The organism is Clostridium sp. AUH-JLR23, from assembly GCF_964238065.1.
In the GTDB taxonomy this organism is placed as follows: Bacteria; Bacillota_I; Bacilli_A; order Erysipelotrichales; family Coprobacillaceae; genus Allocoprobacillus; species Allocoprobacillus merdigallinarum.
The window spans coordinates 1-15,726 of the sequence record NZ_CAXSKY010000028.1 but is presented as its reverse complement, the minus strand read 5'-3'; the positions used below and the strand labels follow the sequence as shown (position 1 = coordinate 15,726).

Here is a 15,726-nt window from a genome sequence, read left to right as displayed (position 1 = left end):
AGATAGTAGGCAACTGCGAAAATAGCACGCTGCCAGTCCATGTGAGGGAATAGTCATTCTATTCCCTTTCTTTTTTTATTTTGTATACAGAAAGAGGACTACCTTGTCTCATCTGGTGGTTCTTTTTTATGATATATTTAATGATAATCATCAAATATTAAAATGATGATCAACTTAAATAATATTTATTTATATTAGTTTAAATGATAAATTGAAAGACTCAAGTTATACTTATATAGAAAAAATATGTGATTTTTATAACTTTTTATATAAAGCAAAAGTATCTAAAAACTTAATAAATGTTAATATAGAATTTAAATTCCTTTTTAAAATATTTACAAAACACTTGTTATAGTGTTTTTATTTTTACAATTCTTTACAAAATGAAGATATTTAACTGAATTTTATAAATGCTATACTTTACTCGCTAAGGAGGAAGTATGAAAATGAAAAATAAATTTTTTAAATTGGGGATGAGTGCTCTTGTTGCAGCAACATTTTTAACAGGATGCGCTGAAGAAAGCACACAAGCAAAGGTTGATTTAAATTCAATGACAATTGAAGAAATTACAGAAAAAGCAAAAGAAGATGGAGAAGTCAATTCTGTTGGAATGCCTGATACATGGGCTAACTGGGTTGAAACATGGACAGAACTTGAAGATGAATATGGAATTAAACATACGGATACAGATATGTCTAGTGCAGAGGAACTTGCTATTTTTGCAAATGAAGCAAGTGATGCAACAAAAGACATCGGTGATGTTGGACAATCATTTGGGCCAGTTGCAGAAGAACAAGGTGTAACTTTACCTTATAAAACATCATATTGGGATTCAATTCCTGATTGGGCTAAAGATGATAATGGTGATTGGATTATAGGATACTATGGTACAATTACATTTATTACAAATACTGATCTTGTTGATCAAGCACCAAAAAGTTGGCAAGATGTTTTAAATGGAGATTATACATTAACAATTGGAGACGTTTCAGTAGCAACTCAGGCACAAAGTGCATTATTAAGTGCTGCTATCGCTTTTGGTGGTAGTGAAAGCAATATACAGCCAGGTCTAGACTTTTTCAAGACTTTAGCTGAAGAAGATCGATTAGATATGGGAGACACAAGTGTTGCACGTTTAGAAAAAGGTGAAATAGAAGTTGCAGTTTTATGGGATTACAATTCATTAGGATATCGTTCACAAATCTTAGAAAATAATGCCAATGCTCATTTTGAAGTATCAGTACCAACAGATGGAGCTATTCAAAGTGGATATTGTACAATTATTAATGCCTATACAAAACGTCCTTACGCTGCTGCATTAGCAAGGGAATATATTTTATCTGATGAGGGACAGATTAATTTAGCTAAAGGTTATGCGCGTCCAATTCGTGATGATGTAGAATTACCAGAAGATGTAAAGGCAATGCTTTTACCAGATGAACAATATAAAAATGCACGCTTTATTGAAGATCAGGAAGCTTGGGATCAAGCTGTGTCAGATTTATCAACATCTTGGCAGGAGGAAGTTGTTGCTTATGCACAATAATAAAGTTGTATTTGTTTTATTAGATGGATTACAGAGTGAATATGCTAGAGAGCATTTAGGTTATTTAGAACATTTATGTGAACATAAAAAGGCGGCTAAATATGAAGTGCTAGGTGAATTACCTAGCGCTTCACGCCCTATGTACGAAACAATTTTTACTGGATTACCAGTATATGAACATGGAATTACAAATAATAATATATGTCGATTATCTAATCAAATCCATATATTTGAATTACTTAAACAGAATCATAAAAAAAGTCTAGCATTAGCATATTATTGGATTAGTGAGCTCTATTTATCAGCACCATTTAATAAGTTTCAAGATGTCTATCATCATGATCCAAAGTCTTATATAGACCAAGGTTTTTTCTATTATGAAGACACTTATCCAGATAATCATTTATATGCATTATCATCAAGTTTAATGTCACATGATCAATATGATTTTGTGTTTATACATCCAATGGGTATCGACGATGCAGGCCATAAATATGGTGCAGGTTCACAAGAATACGCGCAAGCAGTTATTCAAAATGATAAACTCCTTTCAACATATATTCCACAATGGATTAAAGATGGGTATAGTGTTGTGGTAGGTGCAGATCATGGAATGAGTGAAAATGGTTATCATGGTGGTAATAGTCATCAGCAACGCACCACAGCATTATATATTATTGATCAACGCATTGTGAATGGGTATCATTCACAAGTTCTCACAACATTAGAGTTTGCGCCGTTACTTTGTTATTTATTGGATATTCAAGCAACTGAAAAAATGAAACCTTTGGAGGTGAAACGTATTCATGAAAGCAAAAAAGAACTATAAATTTTATCTGTTCGCTTTATTACCCTTTTTTATCATTGTCTTATTATTTGAAATATTACCATTAATTAATATTGTGATAGAAAGTTTTTCAAAGACAGGTGGTGGAGGTTTTACTCTAGACCATTTTGTTAAAATTTTTAGTACACGTCTATATCAACAGTCTATTTATAACAGTTTATGGATATCTATTTTTTCAGCTGTTGTTGGTATATTTATTGCATTTATTGGTGCAAAAGCAGCACATAATGCCAGTCCTAAAATAAGAAATGCTTTCACTTCAGTATTAAATATTACAAGTAATTTTGCTGGAGTTCCATTAGCTTTTGCTTTTATGATTTTATTAGGAAATGTTGGTATATTAACATTAATTGGAAAAAATTATGGAATAGAATTTTTGGCTAATTATGATCTATATACAATTAATGGTTTGTTATTAACTTACATTTATTTCCAAATTCCATTAGGAACTTTATTGATGCTTCCTATTTTTTCAGGATTAAGAAAAGAATGGAAAGAAGCTGTAGGATTATTAGGTGGAAACAGTTTTCACTATTGGTTTAAAGTTGCAATACCATCATTATTACCAAGTATATTAGGAACATTTTCAGTTTTATTTGCCAACTCATTAGCGGCTTATGGAACAGCATATGCATTGTTGAGTAATAATATTTCTCTATTACCAATTCGTATTTCTCAACAATTTGTTGGTGAAGTTGTTCAAAATCAAGAATTTGGTTGTGCTCTTTCATTGGTCATGATGGCTTTAATGGTTATTTCAGTTTTAATTACAAATAAATTACAAAAGAAATCAGGTGGTGTCCAATGAAATTAAAAACACAATTATGGGATGGATGTATTTTATTTATTATCGCAGCATTTTTAATTATACCATTAGCTTTAACTTTCTTATATTCTGTTTTTACAGCATGGATGGATATTTTACCAACTGGTTTTACTCTTAGCTTCTATTCAGAAATATTAACAGATGGAGCTTTTATTAATTCATTATTAAGATCTTTAGTTATTTCTTTTGTGCCAGTGTGTATTTGTAGTTTGGCTATATTATTAGTTCTTTATGTGACAACATTATATATGCCAAAATTAGAAAAGTATATTGAAATTTTATGTAATATTCCATATGCCATTCAAGGTGTTATTTTAGCAGTAGGTATAATTTCACTATATTCAGGTAAACCCGGCTTTTTATCAAATCGTCTTTTTCTTTTAGTAGGAGCTTACTGTATCATTATATTACCATATACATTTAGAGGTTTAAAAAATACAATTGGCGCATTAAATGTGAAATGTGTTGTAGAAGCTGCACAGGTGTTAGGATGCTCTCAACTTCATGCCTTCTTTGCAATTATTATTCCACAAATGAAAAATGGAATTATTTCAACAATGATGTTAGCTTTTACAATGTTATTTGCAGATTTCGTCGTTGTTAATATGATTGCTGGAAGTGCGTTTAGAACAGCAGGTATTTATTTATATCAAACAATGTCAAAATCAGGACAATTATCAAGTGCAATTATCGTTATTCTTTTTATTACAACATTTATCATTTCAACATTAACATTAATGATTCAAAATAAAGCAGTCACAAAGAGGGGGAAAAATTAATGGCATACATTGAATTTAGAGATATATGCAAAAGCTACGATGGTGAAAATCAAGTTTTAAAAAATATTCATTTAGATGTAGAAAAAGGTGAATTAGTTACATTACTTGGACCAAGTGGTTGTGGAAAATCTACATTATTACGATCTTTAGCAGGATTAGAGCAGATTAATTCAGGGAGAATTATATTAGATGGTAAAGATATTACAGATGTACCAGTTCAAAAACGTGGCATAGGGATGGTTTTTCAACAATACTCATTATTTCAAAATATGAATGTAGAAGAAAATATTGCCTTTGGTTTAAAAATCGCAAAAGTAGATAAAAATCAGATAGCTCAAAAAGTACAGCGTGCTATTGAAATGGTAGATTTGGTAGGAAAAGAAAAAAGTTATCCGAGTCAATTATCTGGTGGACAACAACAACGTGTAGCTATCGCAAGGGCAATCGTTATGGAACCAAAAGTTCTATTATTAGATGAACCATTAAGTGCAATTGATGCAAAATTAAGACGTGAGTTACAGGAAAAAATCAAACGTGTACAAAAAGAGTTAAAAATTACAACTATATTTGTAACACATGATCAAGATGAAGCCATGATTATGTCTGATAAAATTCATTTAATGAATGGTGGAATCATTGAACAAAGTGGAAATCCTGTAGAATTATATACACACCCTGTTTCTAAATTTGCGGCAGAATTTATAGGACATTATAATATATTAGATAATCATCAATTAAAAACATTGCTACCAAAACAAGACTTTGATAATCATTATTATGCAATTAGACCAGAAACCATTTCTATTCAAAATGAACCAATTCAAGATCAAAATGTCTATAGTTTTGAAGCAAAAGTTAGTCACTATATTTCAAGAGGAAATGTTTTACGATATACATTAAATTGTCATGATGTTATTTTAAAATCAGAAACATTGTTTAGAAGTTTTACACTGTTTGATGAAGGACAAAAAGTGTATGTTGGAATTGAGCCACATAATATTCTAGCCATTAGAGAATAAATGAAGACTGTTTAAAGACAGTCTTTTTAGACTATCAAAGGAAATGAAAAAGAATTATAATAGGAGAGGGATGATAAAATATGATAAAACAAAATTTACACACACATTCACTTTATTGTGATGGCAAAAATACAATCGAGGACATGACTTTAGAAGCTATTCAAAAAGGTTTTACGATTTTAGGTTTTTCAGGACATGGGAATTGTCGAGAAATAGATGATTACTCTATGACTGATGATAACACTAAAAAATATATTCAAGATGTCCTTGAAGTCAAAGAAAAATATAAAGATCAGATACATATTTTTTTAGGTATTGAAGAAGATATTTTAGGACAAAGCTTTGAAAAAAATAATCCATATGATTATATTATTGGAAGTGTTCATTTTGTAAAAGCTGGTGAAGAATATTTAGCTGTTGATCAAAGTCAGGAAGTGACGCATAAGATTGTAGATTATTATGGGGATTTTTTAAGCTATGCTCAAAGTTATTATGAAGAAGTGAAAAAGATAGCTTATAGAAGTGATGTAGATATAGTAGGACATATTGATTTACTTACAAAGTTTAATGAGAATGAAGAATTTATTGATTTTGATGATCAGGAATATTTAAAATTAGCATATGAATGTATTGATATGCTTATTGGTCAAAAGAAAATTTTTGAAGTCAATACAGGTGCTATTGCCAGAGGACAAAGAAAAACACCTTATCCACATCATATACTATTAAAATATATTCATGATCATGGTGGGAAAATCTGTCTTAATAGTGACTGTCATCAAAAAGAAATGTTAGATTGTTATTATAAAGAATCTTTAGAATTGATTCAAGATTGTGGTTTTACATCTATGATGGTGTTAACAGATCAAGGATTTATAGAAAAAGATATTCAAGAATTTTTATAAAAATGGAGATAAATAATGGAACAGAATTTTAATTTACATACGCATACAACACGCTGTCATCATGCTGTTGGAAAAGATGAACAATATATTCTGGCAGCGATAGAAGCTGGAATGAAAACGATAGGATTTAGTGAGCATATGGCCTATCCTCATGTAGAAATAGCTGCTGAACGTATGTATAATCGAGATGTTCAAGAATATTTACATACGATGTATCAATTAAAAGATAAATATAAAGATCAAATTGAAGTATTAGTAGGCTTTGAAATAGAATATTATGATGATCAAAAAGATTATTTACTTAAAATGAAAGAATGTTGTGATTACATGATTATTGGACAGCATTTCCGCTATTTTGATGGATATAATTATGATTATTTTAATAATGATGAAGATGTCTTGATGTATGCAAATCAAATTCAAAGTGCTTTGGAACTAGGATTAACAAGATATATAGCACATCCAGACTTCTTTATGTTAGGAAGAAGACAATGGACACCAGCATGTGACAAGGCATCACAAATTATTGTTGAAGCGGCTAAAAAATATCATGCTGTTTTAGAAATTAACTTAAATGGTTTAAGATATGGGAAACTCTACTATCAAGATGGTTTGGCATATCCTTATCCACATCCAGAATTCTTTAAACATGTTACAAAAGAAAATAAAGTTTGTTTTGGTTATGATGCCCATCATCCTACAACTTTATTAGAACATCAACGTATAGATATATGCTTGGATCTTTTAAAAGATTATGATTTTAATTTTTTAGAAGATATTCATGAAATATTATGATGATGACTCTGTCATTGTATTATGTGTTATGGGAACTATGTTGTATTCAATAATAAGAAATGTATAAAAGTATTTACATTGTTACAATAAAAATCCTATAATAAATATAAGAACAATGTATGGAGGAATTTAATCATGAAAACATATTTAGCTTTAGATGTTGGTGGAAGTTCAATTAAATATGCTTTAATTCAGGAAGATTCAACAATTTTAGAAAAATCTAGTGTCCCAACACCAATGGATACAATGGATCATTTTGTAGAAACAATAGGTACCATTTATGATCAATACAAAGATCGTATTGAAGGTATGGCTATTTCTATGCCAGGTATTATCAATCCTGAAATAGGTTACGCTTTTACAGGTGGAGCATTACGATATATTGATAAGATGAATATCGTAGATATTTTAAAAGAAAGATGTCCAATCAATATAACGATTGGTAATGATGCAAAATGTGCAGCCAATGCAGAAATTGGATATGGGAATTTGCAGGATATACAAGATGGAGCTGTTGTTATTTTAGGAACAGGGATTGGAGGATGTCTGATCAAAGATCACAAAGTGCATACTGGAAGACATTTTAGTGCTGGAGAGTTTTCTTTTGTGAAAACAAATTGTTTAGATGGTATTAGTTGGGACTATGCATGGTCTACACGTAATGGTATTAAAGGACTATTGGAAAGAGTCCAGGAATTATTAGGAACTAATCAGGAATATACGGGTATAGAAATCTTTGATATGGCTAATGAAGGTAATGAGAAAGTCATTGAAGGTATTAGTCAATTTTGTAAAGAAGTGGCTACTCAAATCTTTAATGTGCATATTATTTTTGATTGTGAAAAAGTTGCGATTGGTGGAGGTATAAGTGCACAACCATTATTAATTGAGTTAATTAATAAACATTTTGATAATATTTTTGATCATTTAGGATTTGATGTTTATAAGCCAGAAATTGTTCCTTGTCATTATCGTAATGATGCCAATTTAATTGGAGCATTATATCAGCATATTCAAACATTTCAATAGATAAGAAAAGACAATGTTCATTTCACAAAGCATTGTCTTTTTTTATCGATATAATAAATCAGATATCCTAAACATAAACCAATAAAATTTGTGATAATGTCAGTAATATCAAAAGTTCTAAATCCAATACAAAATAAGGAAAATATCATCTGTAATGATTCAATACCTATAATTGTCATCAATCCTATGAGCATTGTTTTTATAAATGAATATTGAAAAGACAAAGGGACAAGGAATCCAAAAGGTATAAACATAAATGTATTGAGAATAACATTTGTAATGGCACCACCATAATGATAAATGACATCCCGAAAGGGAAAAGTAAAATTGTGAACAGTAAAATGATGAAAATGATCAAATTGGGCATATTGAAAATCTAAAGGTAATAATGTGACAAATAAGATACCGATGATATATACATAGAGTAAAGTCCTATAAAAAAGGACTTTTTGTTTTTGATACTTTAAATATATAAAATAATAATAAATAGCTATAAAAATAATAATTTCAATAAAAAATTGAATCCAGATGGCAGATGTCCAGTTTCTTTGTGTTATTAACAAAAAATCACCTCATAAAAATATAATGAGAAGTCATATATAATATAAATATTTGATTTTATTGTTAATTATGTTAAATTATGTTGAAAAATAAAGAAATTAATTATATTTATGATATACTGAATATATAAGAACATATATTTATTACATAAAGGAAGGTGAAGGTTATGAAAAAAATATTAAAATTAGCGGTTTGTTTATTTATGATTATGGGCGTTGTTGCCTGTGGAGGAACGTCAACTGAAAAACAGGAAACTGTAGTGAAGAACTTTTTTGATTATTTAAAAGCAGGAGATATTGAAAAGATTTCAACAATATGTACTGATGATAACAGTGACGTTGATGATTTACTTTCAATCATGGAAAGTTTAGAAGAGTACATGGATGTTGAAACATATGGTCAAACATTTGTAGACGAAGCGAATAAGTTTGTTGATCATATTTTTGCCAATTATGTGACTTCATATGAAATTAATAGTGTAGAAGCAGATGGGGATAATTATTTGGTTATTGCTGATATTAAAATGAAAGATTACAATAATATAGATATTGATTCAGATACAACAACTATTATTGATAATTATCAGCAGGAACATTTAGACGAATTAAGTGAGCTAGCAGGTGATCAACAAGCGATGATGGAAAAAGTTTTTGCTGATTTAGCACCAGAAATCTTTGGAGCAATGACAAAGAAGATAGATGAAGCTGAAGCTATTGATACACAATTAAGATTTACTTTAGTTCCAGATGGAGAGAATTGGTTAATTTCTACAATTGAACAAAAAGAAGCATAAAACAACATAACTATAAAAGAAACTATTGAGGCTCTCAATAGTTTTTCTATGCCAGAAAAAGATTTCTCTTCATCAATGAAGTTGATATAATAATAAAACTAGGAGGAATCAGACATGATAAAATGCATTGTATGTGATTTAGATGGGACATTAATAAAAAAAGATGATACTATTGAGGAACGAACTTGTCAGATATTAAAAAAATGTATTGAAAATGGGATAGAGTTTATTATAGCAACTGGTAGAGATATTAATATGGTCATTGATTTTTTAGAGCGTTATCAGTTAGATTGTGATTTGATTTTAAATAATGGAACACAATACTGTAATAAACAACAGACATTCAATGAGATTTATCCAATGGATAATCAAGCATTTCAAAAGATATCTACAATTTTATCATCATATGGTTATTTATTAGCTATCCATACAAATCAAGGGAAATATTCTTTTGTAGATGCAGATGATTTTTGGGATTATCACTATAAATTATTGTTAGCTTCAAAAGATTATAAGGATTCATTACCAAAAAAGACTTTTACAACAAGAGAAGGATATTTAAGAGATTTTCATTATGCTAAGGATGCTCATGAGATCATTCAAAAGAATATTAAAGTTTTAAAAATAGATGCTAGACATCTGGATGCTTACTCTATTCAAGGGGTTAGACAACAACTAAATATAGATGGATTGGACATCTCATCATCTTTTGAAGATAATATTGAAATTACGAGTTCAACGAGTAATAAAGGTAAGTTATTAGAAAAAGTTATTGCAAAAAAGGGATATGCTTATGATGAAGTTGCTGTTTTTGGTGATGGAGAGAATGATCGACATATGTTACAAATGTTTCAATATTCTTTTGCACCTCAAAATGCATCTTCATCAGCTAAGAATGCTGCTCATTATTTGTTGACTTTAACAAATGAAGAAGGAGCTGTTTTTGAAGGATTAGAACAATTACAACAATTAGGTCTTTTAGCGATTTAAAGTTAAAAAATTTCAAGCAATAAAGTTGACGAAAAATGGAAAATTGATTATCATAAATATGGATAAATAAATCCATATTGAATAGGAGGAAAAAAAGTATGGCAAAATTTGTATGTACAGTTTGTGGTTATGTTTATGAAGGAGATGCAGCTCCAGAAAAATGCCCTGTTTGTGGTGTTGGTGCTGATAAATTCGTTGAACAAAGTGGTGAAATGACATGGGCTGCTGAACATGTTGTTGGTGTAGCACAAGGTGTTAGCGAAGATATTATTAAAGATTTACGTGCTAACTTTGAAGGTGAATGTTCAGAAGTTGGTATGTATTTAGCAATGGCTCGTGTAGCTCATCGTGAAGGATATCCTGAAGTTGGTTTATATTATGAAAAAGCAGCTTGGGAAGAAGCAGAACATGCAGCTAAATTTGCTGAATTATTAGGAGAAGTTGTGACTGATTCTACTAAGAAAAATCTTCAAATGCGTGTAGAAGCTGAAAATGGAGCAACTGCTGGTAAAGTTGATTTAGCTAAACGTGCTAAAGAAGCTAACTTAGATGCAATCCATGATACAGTTCATGAAATGGCTAGAGATGAAGCTAGACATGGAAAAGCATTTGCTGGATTATTAAAAAGATATTTTGGAGAATAAGCAAAGAAATCAGTATTGCTAAGCATTACTGATTTCTTTTTTTTTTGAGAAATACAATGGAGATAGTTACAAAAGGTATTATTAAAAGTGGATTAAGAGAATATAATCGTCAAAAATTCAACATGCTCACTCAAAAGATTTAGCTGTTTACTTAGTTGAACATGATCAAATTGTAGGAGGATTGATTGGATATACCCATGGAGATTAGCTTTTTATAAGGTGGTTATGGATTTCACCTTTATTAAGAAGACAAAATAAGGGAACAGAAGTATTATGAAAAGCAGAGGCAGTTGCGAAAGAGAGAGGCTGTCAATATAGTTTTCTAGATACATATGAATTTCAGGCATCAGATTTTTATATGAAATGAGGTTATCAGGAAATCTTCAGTATGGAAGAACATCCTGCAACAGGTAAACACTATTATATGAAAAAATCCCTTATTTAACCCTTATTTAAAATTTTTTTCAAGATATGTTATTTAGCTTGTGATTTGAATTCAATCTATCATATAATATACTTATCGAATAATTATAAATTAAGGGAGGAAATTATGTGAAAAAAAATGGAATTTTAGATGTTAAGTATTCTTTAACACAAATTCTTTACTTTGCATCCTACAGTGCTCTTATGGGATATGCATCTGTATATCTATTAGATCGAGGTGTGTCGAATTCTTTAATTGGAACGACTTTGGCATTGGTTAGTATTATTGCAGTATTTACGCAACCTATGGCAGCCTCAGCAGCTGATAGAAAAGTGATTAGATTACAACCATTAATTATTGTGATATTAGCTTTAGCCGTCATATTGTCATTAGGTCTGTATTTCTTTAAATTACCAACAATAATATTATTATGTGTGTTTGTTGGAGTTGTCACATGTATGATGACAATTCAACCATTATTAAATTCATTAGCATTTCTTTTTGAAAAATATGGTATTGAAGTGAATTATGGATTAGCTAGAGGATTAGGAAGTGCTGCCTATGCCCTTGCATCTGCTGTGCTGGGTTATCTTGTAGAAGATTTTGGAACAAGCATGATTCCATTATTCTATATTATTGGAAATATCTTATTAATTGTCGTTGTCTATACATATGTTGTACCAAAGAATCAAAGACATGTTGTACATCGTGAAGAGAATCAGCATGAAGAAGTTAAACAGGAACAATTATCATTCTTTCAATTTTGTTCAATATATAAAAAATTTATGATTTTTGTTGTGGGTGTTATTTTAGTTTTCTTTACACATACAATTATTAATAATTTCTTTATTCAAGTCATTACTCCTATTGGTGGAACTGAAAGTCAAATGGGAATCGCTGTATTTATTGCTGCAATTGTTGAATTACCAGCTATGGCTATGTTTAATGTTATGCGTAAGAAAATAGATTGTTCAACATTATTAAAAATATCTGTGATTATTTTTGGATTGAAACACTTATTAACTTTTTTAGCAACTAACGTCTTTATGGTTTATGTTGCACAAGTTTTACAAATTGGTGCTTATGCTATCTTTATCCCTGCTAGTGTTTATTATGTTAATGAGGTTATTTCTAAACCAGATCTTGTTAAAGGGCAATCTATGGTTACAGTTGGAATTACAGCCAGTGGTATTATTGCTAACCTTGCAGGTGGAATCTTATTGGATACTATTGGTGTTCATGATTTATTAATGATTGGTGTTGTTGTATCTGTTATTGGAGCTTTGATTGTTTTCATGTCTATTGAAAAGAAAAGAGCTTCTATTGAATAGATCATAACGAGCATAGAGAAATCTATGCTTTTTTTATGCTTGTTAAGCATTATAATGAATAGATTATAAGTATTAGACATTAAAAAAAGACTTTTATATAATAGAAAAGTCAAAGGATGGTGGGGATATGTTTTCAAATCGTGCATTAAAAGAAATGATTGTTCCACTTTTTTTCGAACAATTATTAGTTATGCTAGTAGGGATAGCAGATACTTTTGTTGTCAGCTTTGTGGGAGAGGCGGCTGTATCTGGTGTTTCTTTGGTCAATATGTTTAATACAATTTTTATTTATCTGTTTACAGCATTAGCCTCAGGTGGTGCTGTTATCATCAGTCAGTATATTGGCTGTGAAGATCAAAAAAATACAGTGAAGTCATCCAGCCAGTTGCTTATGTTTTCTACTGTGTTTTCTATTATTATAGCTATTATAACATTGATATTTAATCGTCCATTATTAACGCTTTTATTTGGAAAAGTTGAAAATTCTGTTATGGAAGCTTGTGTAACTTATTTAAGAATATCTGCCTATTCTTATCCAGCCTTGGCTATTTATAATGCTGGAGCTGCACTTTATCGCAGTATTGGAAAAACCAGTACAACGATGTATATTTCTTTGATTTCCAATGTTATTAATGTGGTTGGAAATCTAATTGGCGTTTTTGTTTTGGATGCAGGCGTTGCTGGTGTTGCATATCCTTCTTTAATTGCCAGAACTTTTTCAGCAGTTGCGATTACAGTTCTTTGCTTTTCAAAAAGCCGTTTTGCTCATTACAGTAAAGAATGGATTTTGAAATGGGATGGACCTATGTTAAAAAGAATTTTAAATATTGCGATTCCTAATGGAATTGAAAACGGTATTTTCCAGCTTGTTAAAGTTGCATTAAGCAGTGTTGTCGCTTTATTTGGAACTTATCAGATTGCAGCAAATGGAATTGCTCAAAGTATTTGGTCATTAGCGGCATTGATTGGCTCAGCGATGGGACCAGTCTTTATAACTGTGATTGGGCAGTGCATGGGAGCCAATCAGGTGGAAGAAGCAGAGTATTATTTTTATAAACTGATGAAATTAACACTTGTGTTATCTATTATCTGGAATGTTCTTGTCTTTATCATTACACCTATTTTTATGCAATTTTATCAGGTTTCAGAAGAAACACGACAATTGGTTATTATCCTTGTCTTCATTCATAATGTTTTTAATACTGTTGCCTTTCCATTTTCAGGACCATTATCAAATGGACTCCGTGCTGCTGGTGATGTCAAATATACAATGGTTGTTTCCATTGCTTCAACAGTTTTAGGAAGATTAATTTTCTCATTGATCTTTGCGATAGGATTGAACCTAGGAGTCATTGGTATTGCCTTAGCCATGTGTCTTGACTGGTCAATGAGAGGGATTATCTTTTATATTCGCTTTCGTTCAAAAAAATGGACAAAGTTTAAAGTTATTTAAATCTTCTTGTGATGAGAAGATTTTTTTTATAAAATAAAGATAATAGAAAAGAGGCGATCATATGATCAAAGATATCGTAAAAGATCAATTTTTTTTACAACAAAAATCAATAGATGCCACAAAGGAAGATTTACCTGTTGTTCAGGATTTATTAGATACCATTCAGGCTCATGAAACTTGTGTTGGCATAGCAGCTAATATGATAGGTGAATTAAAAAATATTATCGTTGTCTATGATGGAAAACAATATCTTGTGTTGATCAATCCGCAGATGATACAGGCACATAAACCACTCTATACCTGTCAGGAAGGATGTCTATGTCATGATGGTTTGAAAGAAACAAAACGTTATGAAAAAATAAAAGTGAAATATTTAGATCAGGACTTTCGTCCAAAAATCAAAACCTTTGATAAACAAACAGCCCAGATTATTCAACATGAAATAGATCATTGTCAGGGGATTTTAATCTAATGGAAAAGAAAAACTGGTTACATAGATTAAAAAATATTGGACCAGGAGCCATTGTTGTGGCTGCTTTTATTGGGCCAGGAACAATCACAGTTTGTTCTTCGACAGGGGCAAGTTATGGATATACTTTATTGTGGGTGTTATTATTTGCGACAATTGCAACAATTATTTTTCAGGAAATGGCAGCCAGATTAGGCATTGTTACAAAAATGGGACTTGGTGAAAACATTCGTGAGAAAATTTCTTCTCGCACAATCAAAGCCATAGTATCAGTTATTGTTGTGATGGCTATCTTTGTAGGGAATATTGCTTATGAAACAGGTAATATGACAGGAGGTGCTATGGGTATAGCAACATTGCTTCCTCATGTCCCTATTTCATCAATTGCCATTGTTATGGGAATTATTGCTATGATTTTATTGTTTTCTGGAAGTTATCAGTATATTGAAAAGTTTTTAACAGCTTTGGTTTTTGTGATGGCTTTTACTTTTATTTTAACGACTTTTTTATCAAAACCAGATTGGAGTCAAATCATTGCTGGTTTTATACCAAGTTTTTATGATGTAGACTGGTTAAGTGTCGTTGGCCTTGTTGGAACAACAGTTGTTCCTTATAATTTGTTTTTACATTCTTCAAGTGCTGCCCAACGTTGGCAGCATAAAGAAGATCTCAAAGATGCCAGATTAGATACTGTTTTGTCTATAGGATTAGGTGGGATTGTATCTATGTGTATTGTGATTGTTTCGGCAACCAATTGTGCAGGTATTGAGATAGAAAGTGCCAACGATTTATCATTAGCATTGCAGCCAATCTTAGGAAATTTTGCAAGCTATTTAGTTAGTATTGGATTATTTGCAGCTGGGTTGACTTCAACGATTACTGCCCCACTAGCAACAGCGTATGCCACATGTGGTATTTTAGGAATTGATCAAGATATGAAGTCTATACAATTCCGTAGTATCTGGTTTATAGTTATTGTATGTGGAATGTTTTTCATTCTTGTTAATCAGTCAACACCAACTGAATTAATATTGATTGCCCAAGTTGCCAATGCTATTATTTTACCCATTATGGCTATTTTCTTGATGTATTGTATGAATCATCCCCAACTTGGACAATATCGCAACCATCTTTTAAGTAACTTAGCTGGTATTATGGTATTGTTCATTACGATTGTTTTATGTATTCAAAATATTATCAAGATTATTTAAAAACATGTTATAAATTCTATAACATGTTTCAGGCTGTTGACAAAGTGGTAGAATTTTTTATTAAATCTACCACTTCTTTTTATTTTTTATGCAAATTGATAAA

General features: G+C 30.6%; 16 protein-coding genes. 15 read left to right on the top strand and 1 reads right to left on the bottom strand.

Annotation, left to right across the window (positions count from 1 at the left end):
* The first annotated feature begins 446 nt into the window (after positions 1 to 446).
* The 8 genes from ACESR5_RS11645 (at position 447) to ACESR5_RS11610 (ending at position 7,747) form a co-directional block, all read left to right on the top strand.
* Positions 447 to 1,547 (top strand): ABC transporter substrate-binding protein, encoded by a 1,101-nt coding sequence (locus ACESR5_RS11645; protein ID WP_087298240.1) that lies wholly within the window; start codon positions 447 to 449, stop codon positions 1,545 to 1,547.
* The gene (locus ACESR5_RS11640) at positions 1,537 to 2,376 is read left to right on the top strand and encodes an alkaline phosphatase family protein (protein WP_158094016.1); all 840 of its coding nucleotides are present in this window, start codon (positions 1,537 to 1,539) and stop codon (positions 2,374 to 2,376) included. The genes ACESR5_RS11645 and ACESR5_RS11640 overlap by 11 nt, the downstream gene beginning before the upstream one ends.
* Entirely contained in the window at positions 2,354 to 3,202 is an 849-nt protein-coding gene (locus ACESR5_RS11635) for an ABC transporter permease subunit (protein ID WP_087245807.1), read from the top strand. Before ACESR5_RS11640 ends, ACESR5_RS11635 begins: the two co-directional genes overlap by 23 nt.
* On the top strand, positions 3,199 to 3,999 hold the full coding sequence (locus ACESR5_RS11630; RefSeq protein ID WP_087245805.1) for an ABC transporter permease: 801 nt from the start codon (positions 3,199 to 3,201) through the stop codon (positions 3,997 to 3,999). The genes ACESR5_RS11635 and ACESR5_RS11630 overlap by 4 nt, the downstream gene beginning before the upstream one ends.
* Positions 3,999 to 5,018, top strand: coding sequence for an ABC transporter ATP-binding protein (locus ACESR5_RS11625; RefSeq protein WP_087245803.1), 1,020 nt, complete (start codon positions 3,999 to 4,001; stop codon positions 5,016 to 5,018). Before ACESR5_RS11630 ends, ACESR5_RS11625 begins: the two co-directional genes overlap by 1 nt.
* 80 nt (positions 5,019 to 5,098) lie before the next feature.
* A complete protein-coding gene (locus ACESR5_RS11620) occupies positions 5,099 to 5,923 on the top strand; it encodes a histidinol-phosphatase HisJ family protein (protein WP_087298238.1) in 825 nt (274 codons plus the stop codon).
* Between the two features lie 15 nt (positions 5,924 to 5,938).
* The gene (locus ACESR5_RS11615) at positions 5,939 to 6,718 is read left to right on the top strand and encodes a PHP domain-containing protein (RefSeq protein WP_087245799.1); all 780 of its coding nucleotides are present in this window, start codon (positions 5,939 to 5,941) and stop codon (positions 6,716 to 6,718) included.
* Positions 6,719 to 6,853: 135 nt separating this feature from the next.
* On the top strand, positions 6,854 to 7,747 hold the full coding sequence (locus ACESR5_RS11610; RefSeq protein WP_373155929.1) for an ROK family protein: 894 nt from the start codon (positions 6,854 to 6,856) through the stop codon (positions 7,745 to 7,747).
* A gap of 17 nt (positions 7,748 to 7,764) precedes the next feature.
* Here ACESR5_RS11610 and ACESR5_RS11605 read toward each other — a convergent pair whose 3' ends face one another.
* Positions 7,765 to 8,310: a VanZ family protein gene (locus ACESR5_RS11605; protein WP_373155926.1), complete on the bottom strand. Its 546-nt coding sequence runs from the start codon at positions 8,308 to 8,310 to the stop codon at positions 7,765 to 7,767.
* A 164-nt stretch (positions 8,311 to 8,474) separates the two neighbouring features.
* Between ACESR5_RS11605 and ACESR5_RS11600 the strand changes: the two genes are divergently transcribed.
* The 7 genes from ACESR5_RS11600 to ACESR5_RS11570 all read left to right on the top strand — a co-directional run bounded on the left by ACESR5_RS11600 (position 8,475) and on the right by ACESR5_RS11570 (position 15,623).
* On the top strand, positions 8,475 to 9,101 hold the full coding sequence (locus ACESR5_RS11600; RefSeq protein WP_087245793.1) for a hypothetical protein: 627 nt from the start codon (positions 8,475 to 8,477) through the stop codon (positions 9,099 to 9,101).
* 114 nt (positions 9,102 to 9,215) lie between these two features.
* On the top strand, positions 9,216 to 10,091 hold the full coding sequence (locus ACESR5_RS11595) for a Cof-type HAD-IIB family hydrolase (protein WP_373155923.1): 876 nt from the start codon (positions 9,216 to 9,218) through the stop codon (positions 10,089 to 10,091).
* Positions 10,092 to 10,189: 98 nt separating this feature from the next.
* Positions 10,190 to 10,735 (top strand): rubredoxin-like domain-containing protein, encoded by a 546-nt coding sequence (locus ACESR5_RS11590; RefSeq protein WP_087245789.1) that lies wholly within the window; start codon positions 10,190 to 10,192, stop codon positions 10,733 to 10,735.
* A gap of 552 nt (positions 10,736 to 11,287) precedes the next feature.
* On the top strand, positions 11,288 to 12,490 hold the full coding sequence (locus ACESR5_RS11585) for an MFS transporter (RefSeq protein ID WP_373155921.1): 1,203 nt from the start codon (positions 11,288 to 11,290) through the stop codon (positions 12,488 to 12,490).
* Positions 12,491 to 12,617: 127 nt separating this feature from the next.
* A complete protein-coding gene (locus ACESR5_RS11580) occupies positions 12,618 to 13,943 on the top strand; it encodes an MATE family efflux transporter (protein WP_168081156.1) in 1,326 nt (441 codons plus the stop codon).
* 61 nt (positions 13,944 to 14,004) lie between these two features.
* Entirely contained in the window at positions 14,005 to 14,415 is a 411-nt protein-coding gene (locus ACESR5_RS11575) for a peptide deformylase (protein WP_087243603.1), read from the top strand.
* Positions 14,415 to 15,623: an Nramp family divalent metal transporter gene (locus ACESR5_RS11570; RefSeq protein ID WP_373155918.1), complete on the top strand. Its 1,209-nt coding sequence runs from the start codon at positions 14,415 to 14,417 to the stop codon at positions 15,621 to 15,623. Before ACESR5_RS11575 ends, ACESR5_RS11570 begins: the two co-directional genes overlap by 1 nt.
* The last annotated feature ends 103 nt before the right edge of the window (positions 15,624 to 15,726 follow it).

Coding starts and splice junctions, on each gene's coding strand:
- ACESR5_RS11645 (WP_087298240.1), top strand. CDS start 447: ATGAAAAATAAATTTTTTAAATTGGGGATGAGTGCTCTTGTTGCAGCA.
- ACESR5_RS11640 (WP_158094016.1), top strand. CDS start 1,537: ATGCACAATAATAAAGTTGTATTTGTTTTATTAGATGGATTACAGAGT.
- ACESR5_RS11635 (WP_087245807.1), top strand. CDS start 2,354: ATGAAAGCAAAAAAGAACTATAAATTTTATCTGTTCGCTTTATTACCC.
- ACESR5_RS11630 (WP_087245805.1), top strand. CDS start 3,199: ATGAAATTAAAAACACAATTATGGGATGGATGTATTTTATTTATTATC.
- ACESR5_RS11625 (WP_087245803.1), top strand. CDS start 3,999: ATGGCATACATTGAATTTAGAGATATATGCAAAAGCTACGATGGTGAA.
- ACESR5_RS11620 (WP_087298238.1), top strand. CDS start 5,099: ATGATAAAACAAAATTTACACACACATTCACTTTATTGTGATGGCAAA.
- ACESR5_RS11615 (WP_087245799.1), top strand. CDS start 5,939: ATGGAACAGAATTTTAATTTACATACGCATACAACACGCTGTCATCAT.
- ACESR5_RS11610 (WP_373155929.1), top strand. CDS start 6,854: ATGAAAACATATTTAGCTTTAGATGTTGGTGGAAGTTCAATTAAATAT.
- ACESR5_RS11600 (WP_087245793.1), top strand. CDS start 8,475: ATGAAAAAAATATTAAAATTAGCGGTTTGTTTATTTATGATTATGGGC.
- ACESR5_RS11595 (WP_373155923.1), top strand. CDS start 9,216: ATGATAAAATGCATTGTATGTGATTTAGATGGGACATTAATAAAAAAA.
- ACESR5_RS11590 (WP_087245789.1), top strand. CDS start 10,190: ATGGCAAAATTTGTATGTACAGTTTGTGGTTATGTTTATGAAGGAGAT.
- ACESR5_RS11580 (WP_168081156.1), top strand. CDS start 12,618: ATGTTTTCAAATCGTGCATTAAAAGAAATGATTGTTCCACTTTTTTTC.
- ACESR5_RS11575 (WP_087243603.1), top strand. CDS start 14,005: ATGATCAAAGATATCGTAAAAGATCAATTTTTTTTACAACAAAAATCA.
- ACESR5_RS11570 (WP_373155918.1), top strand. CDS start 14,415: ATGGAAAAGAAAAACTGGTTACATAGATTAAAAAATATTGGACCAGGA.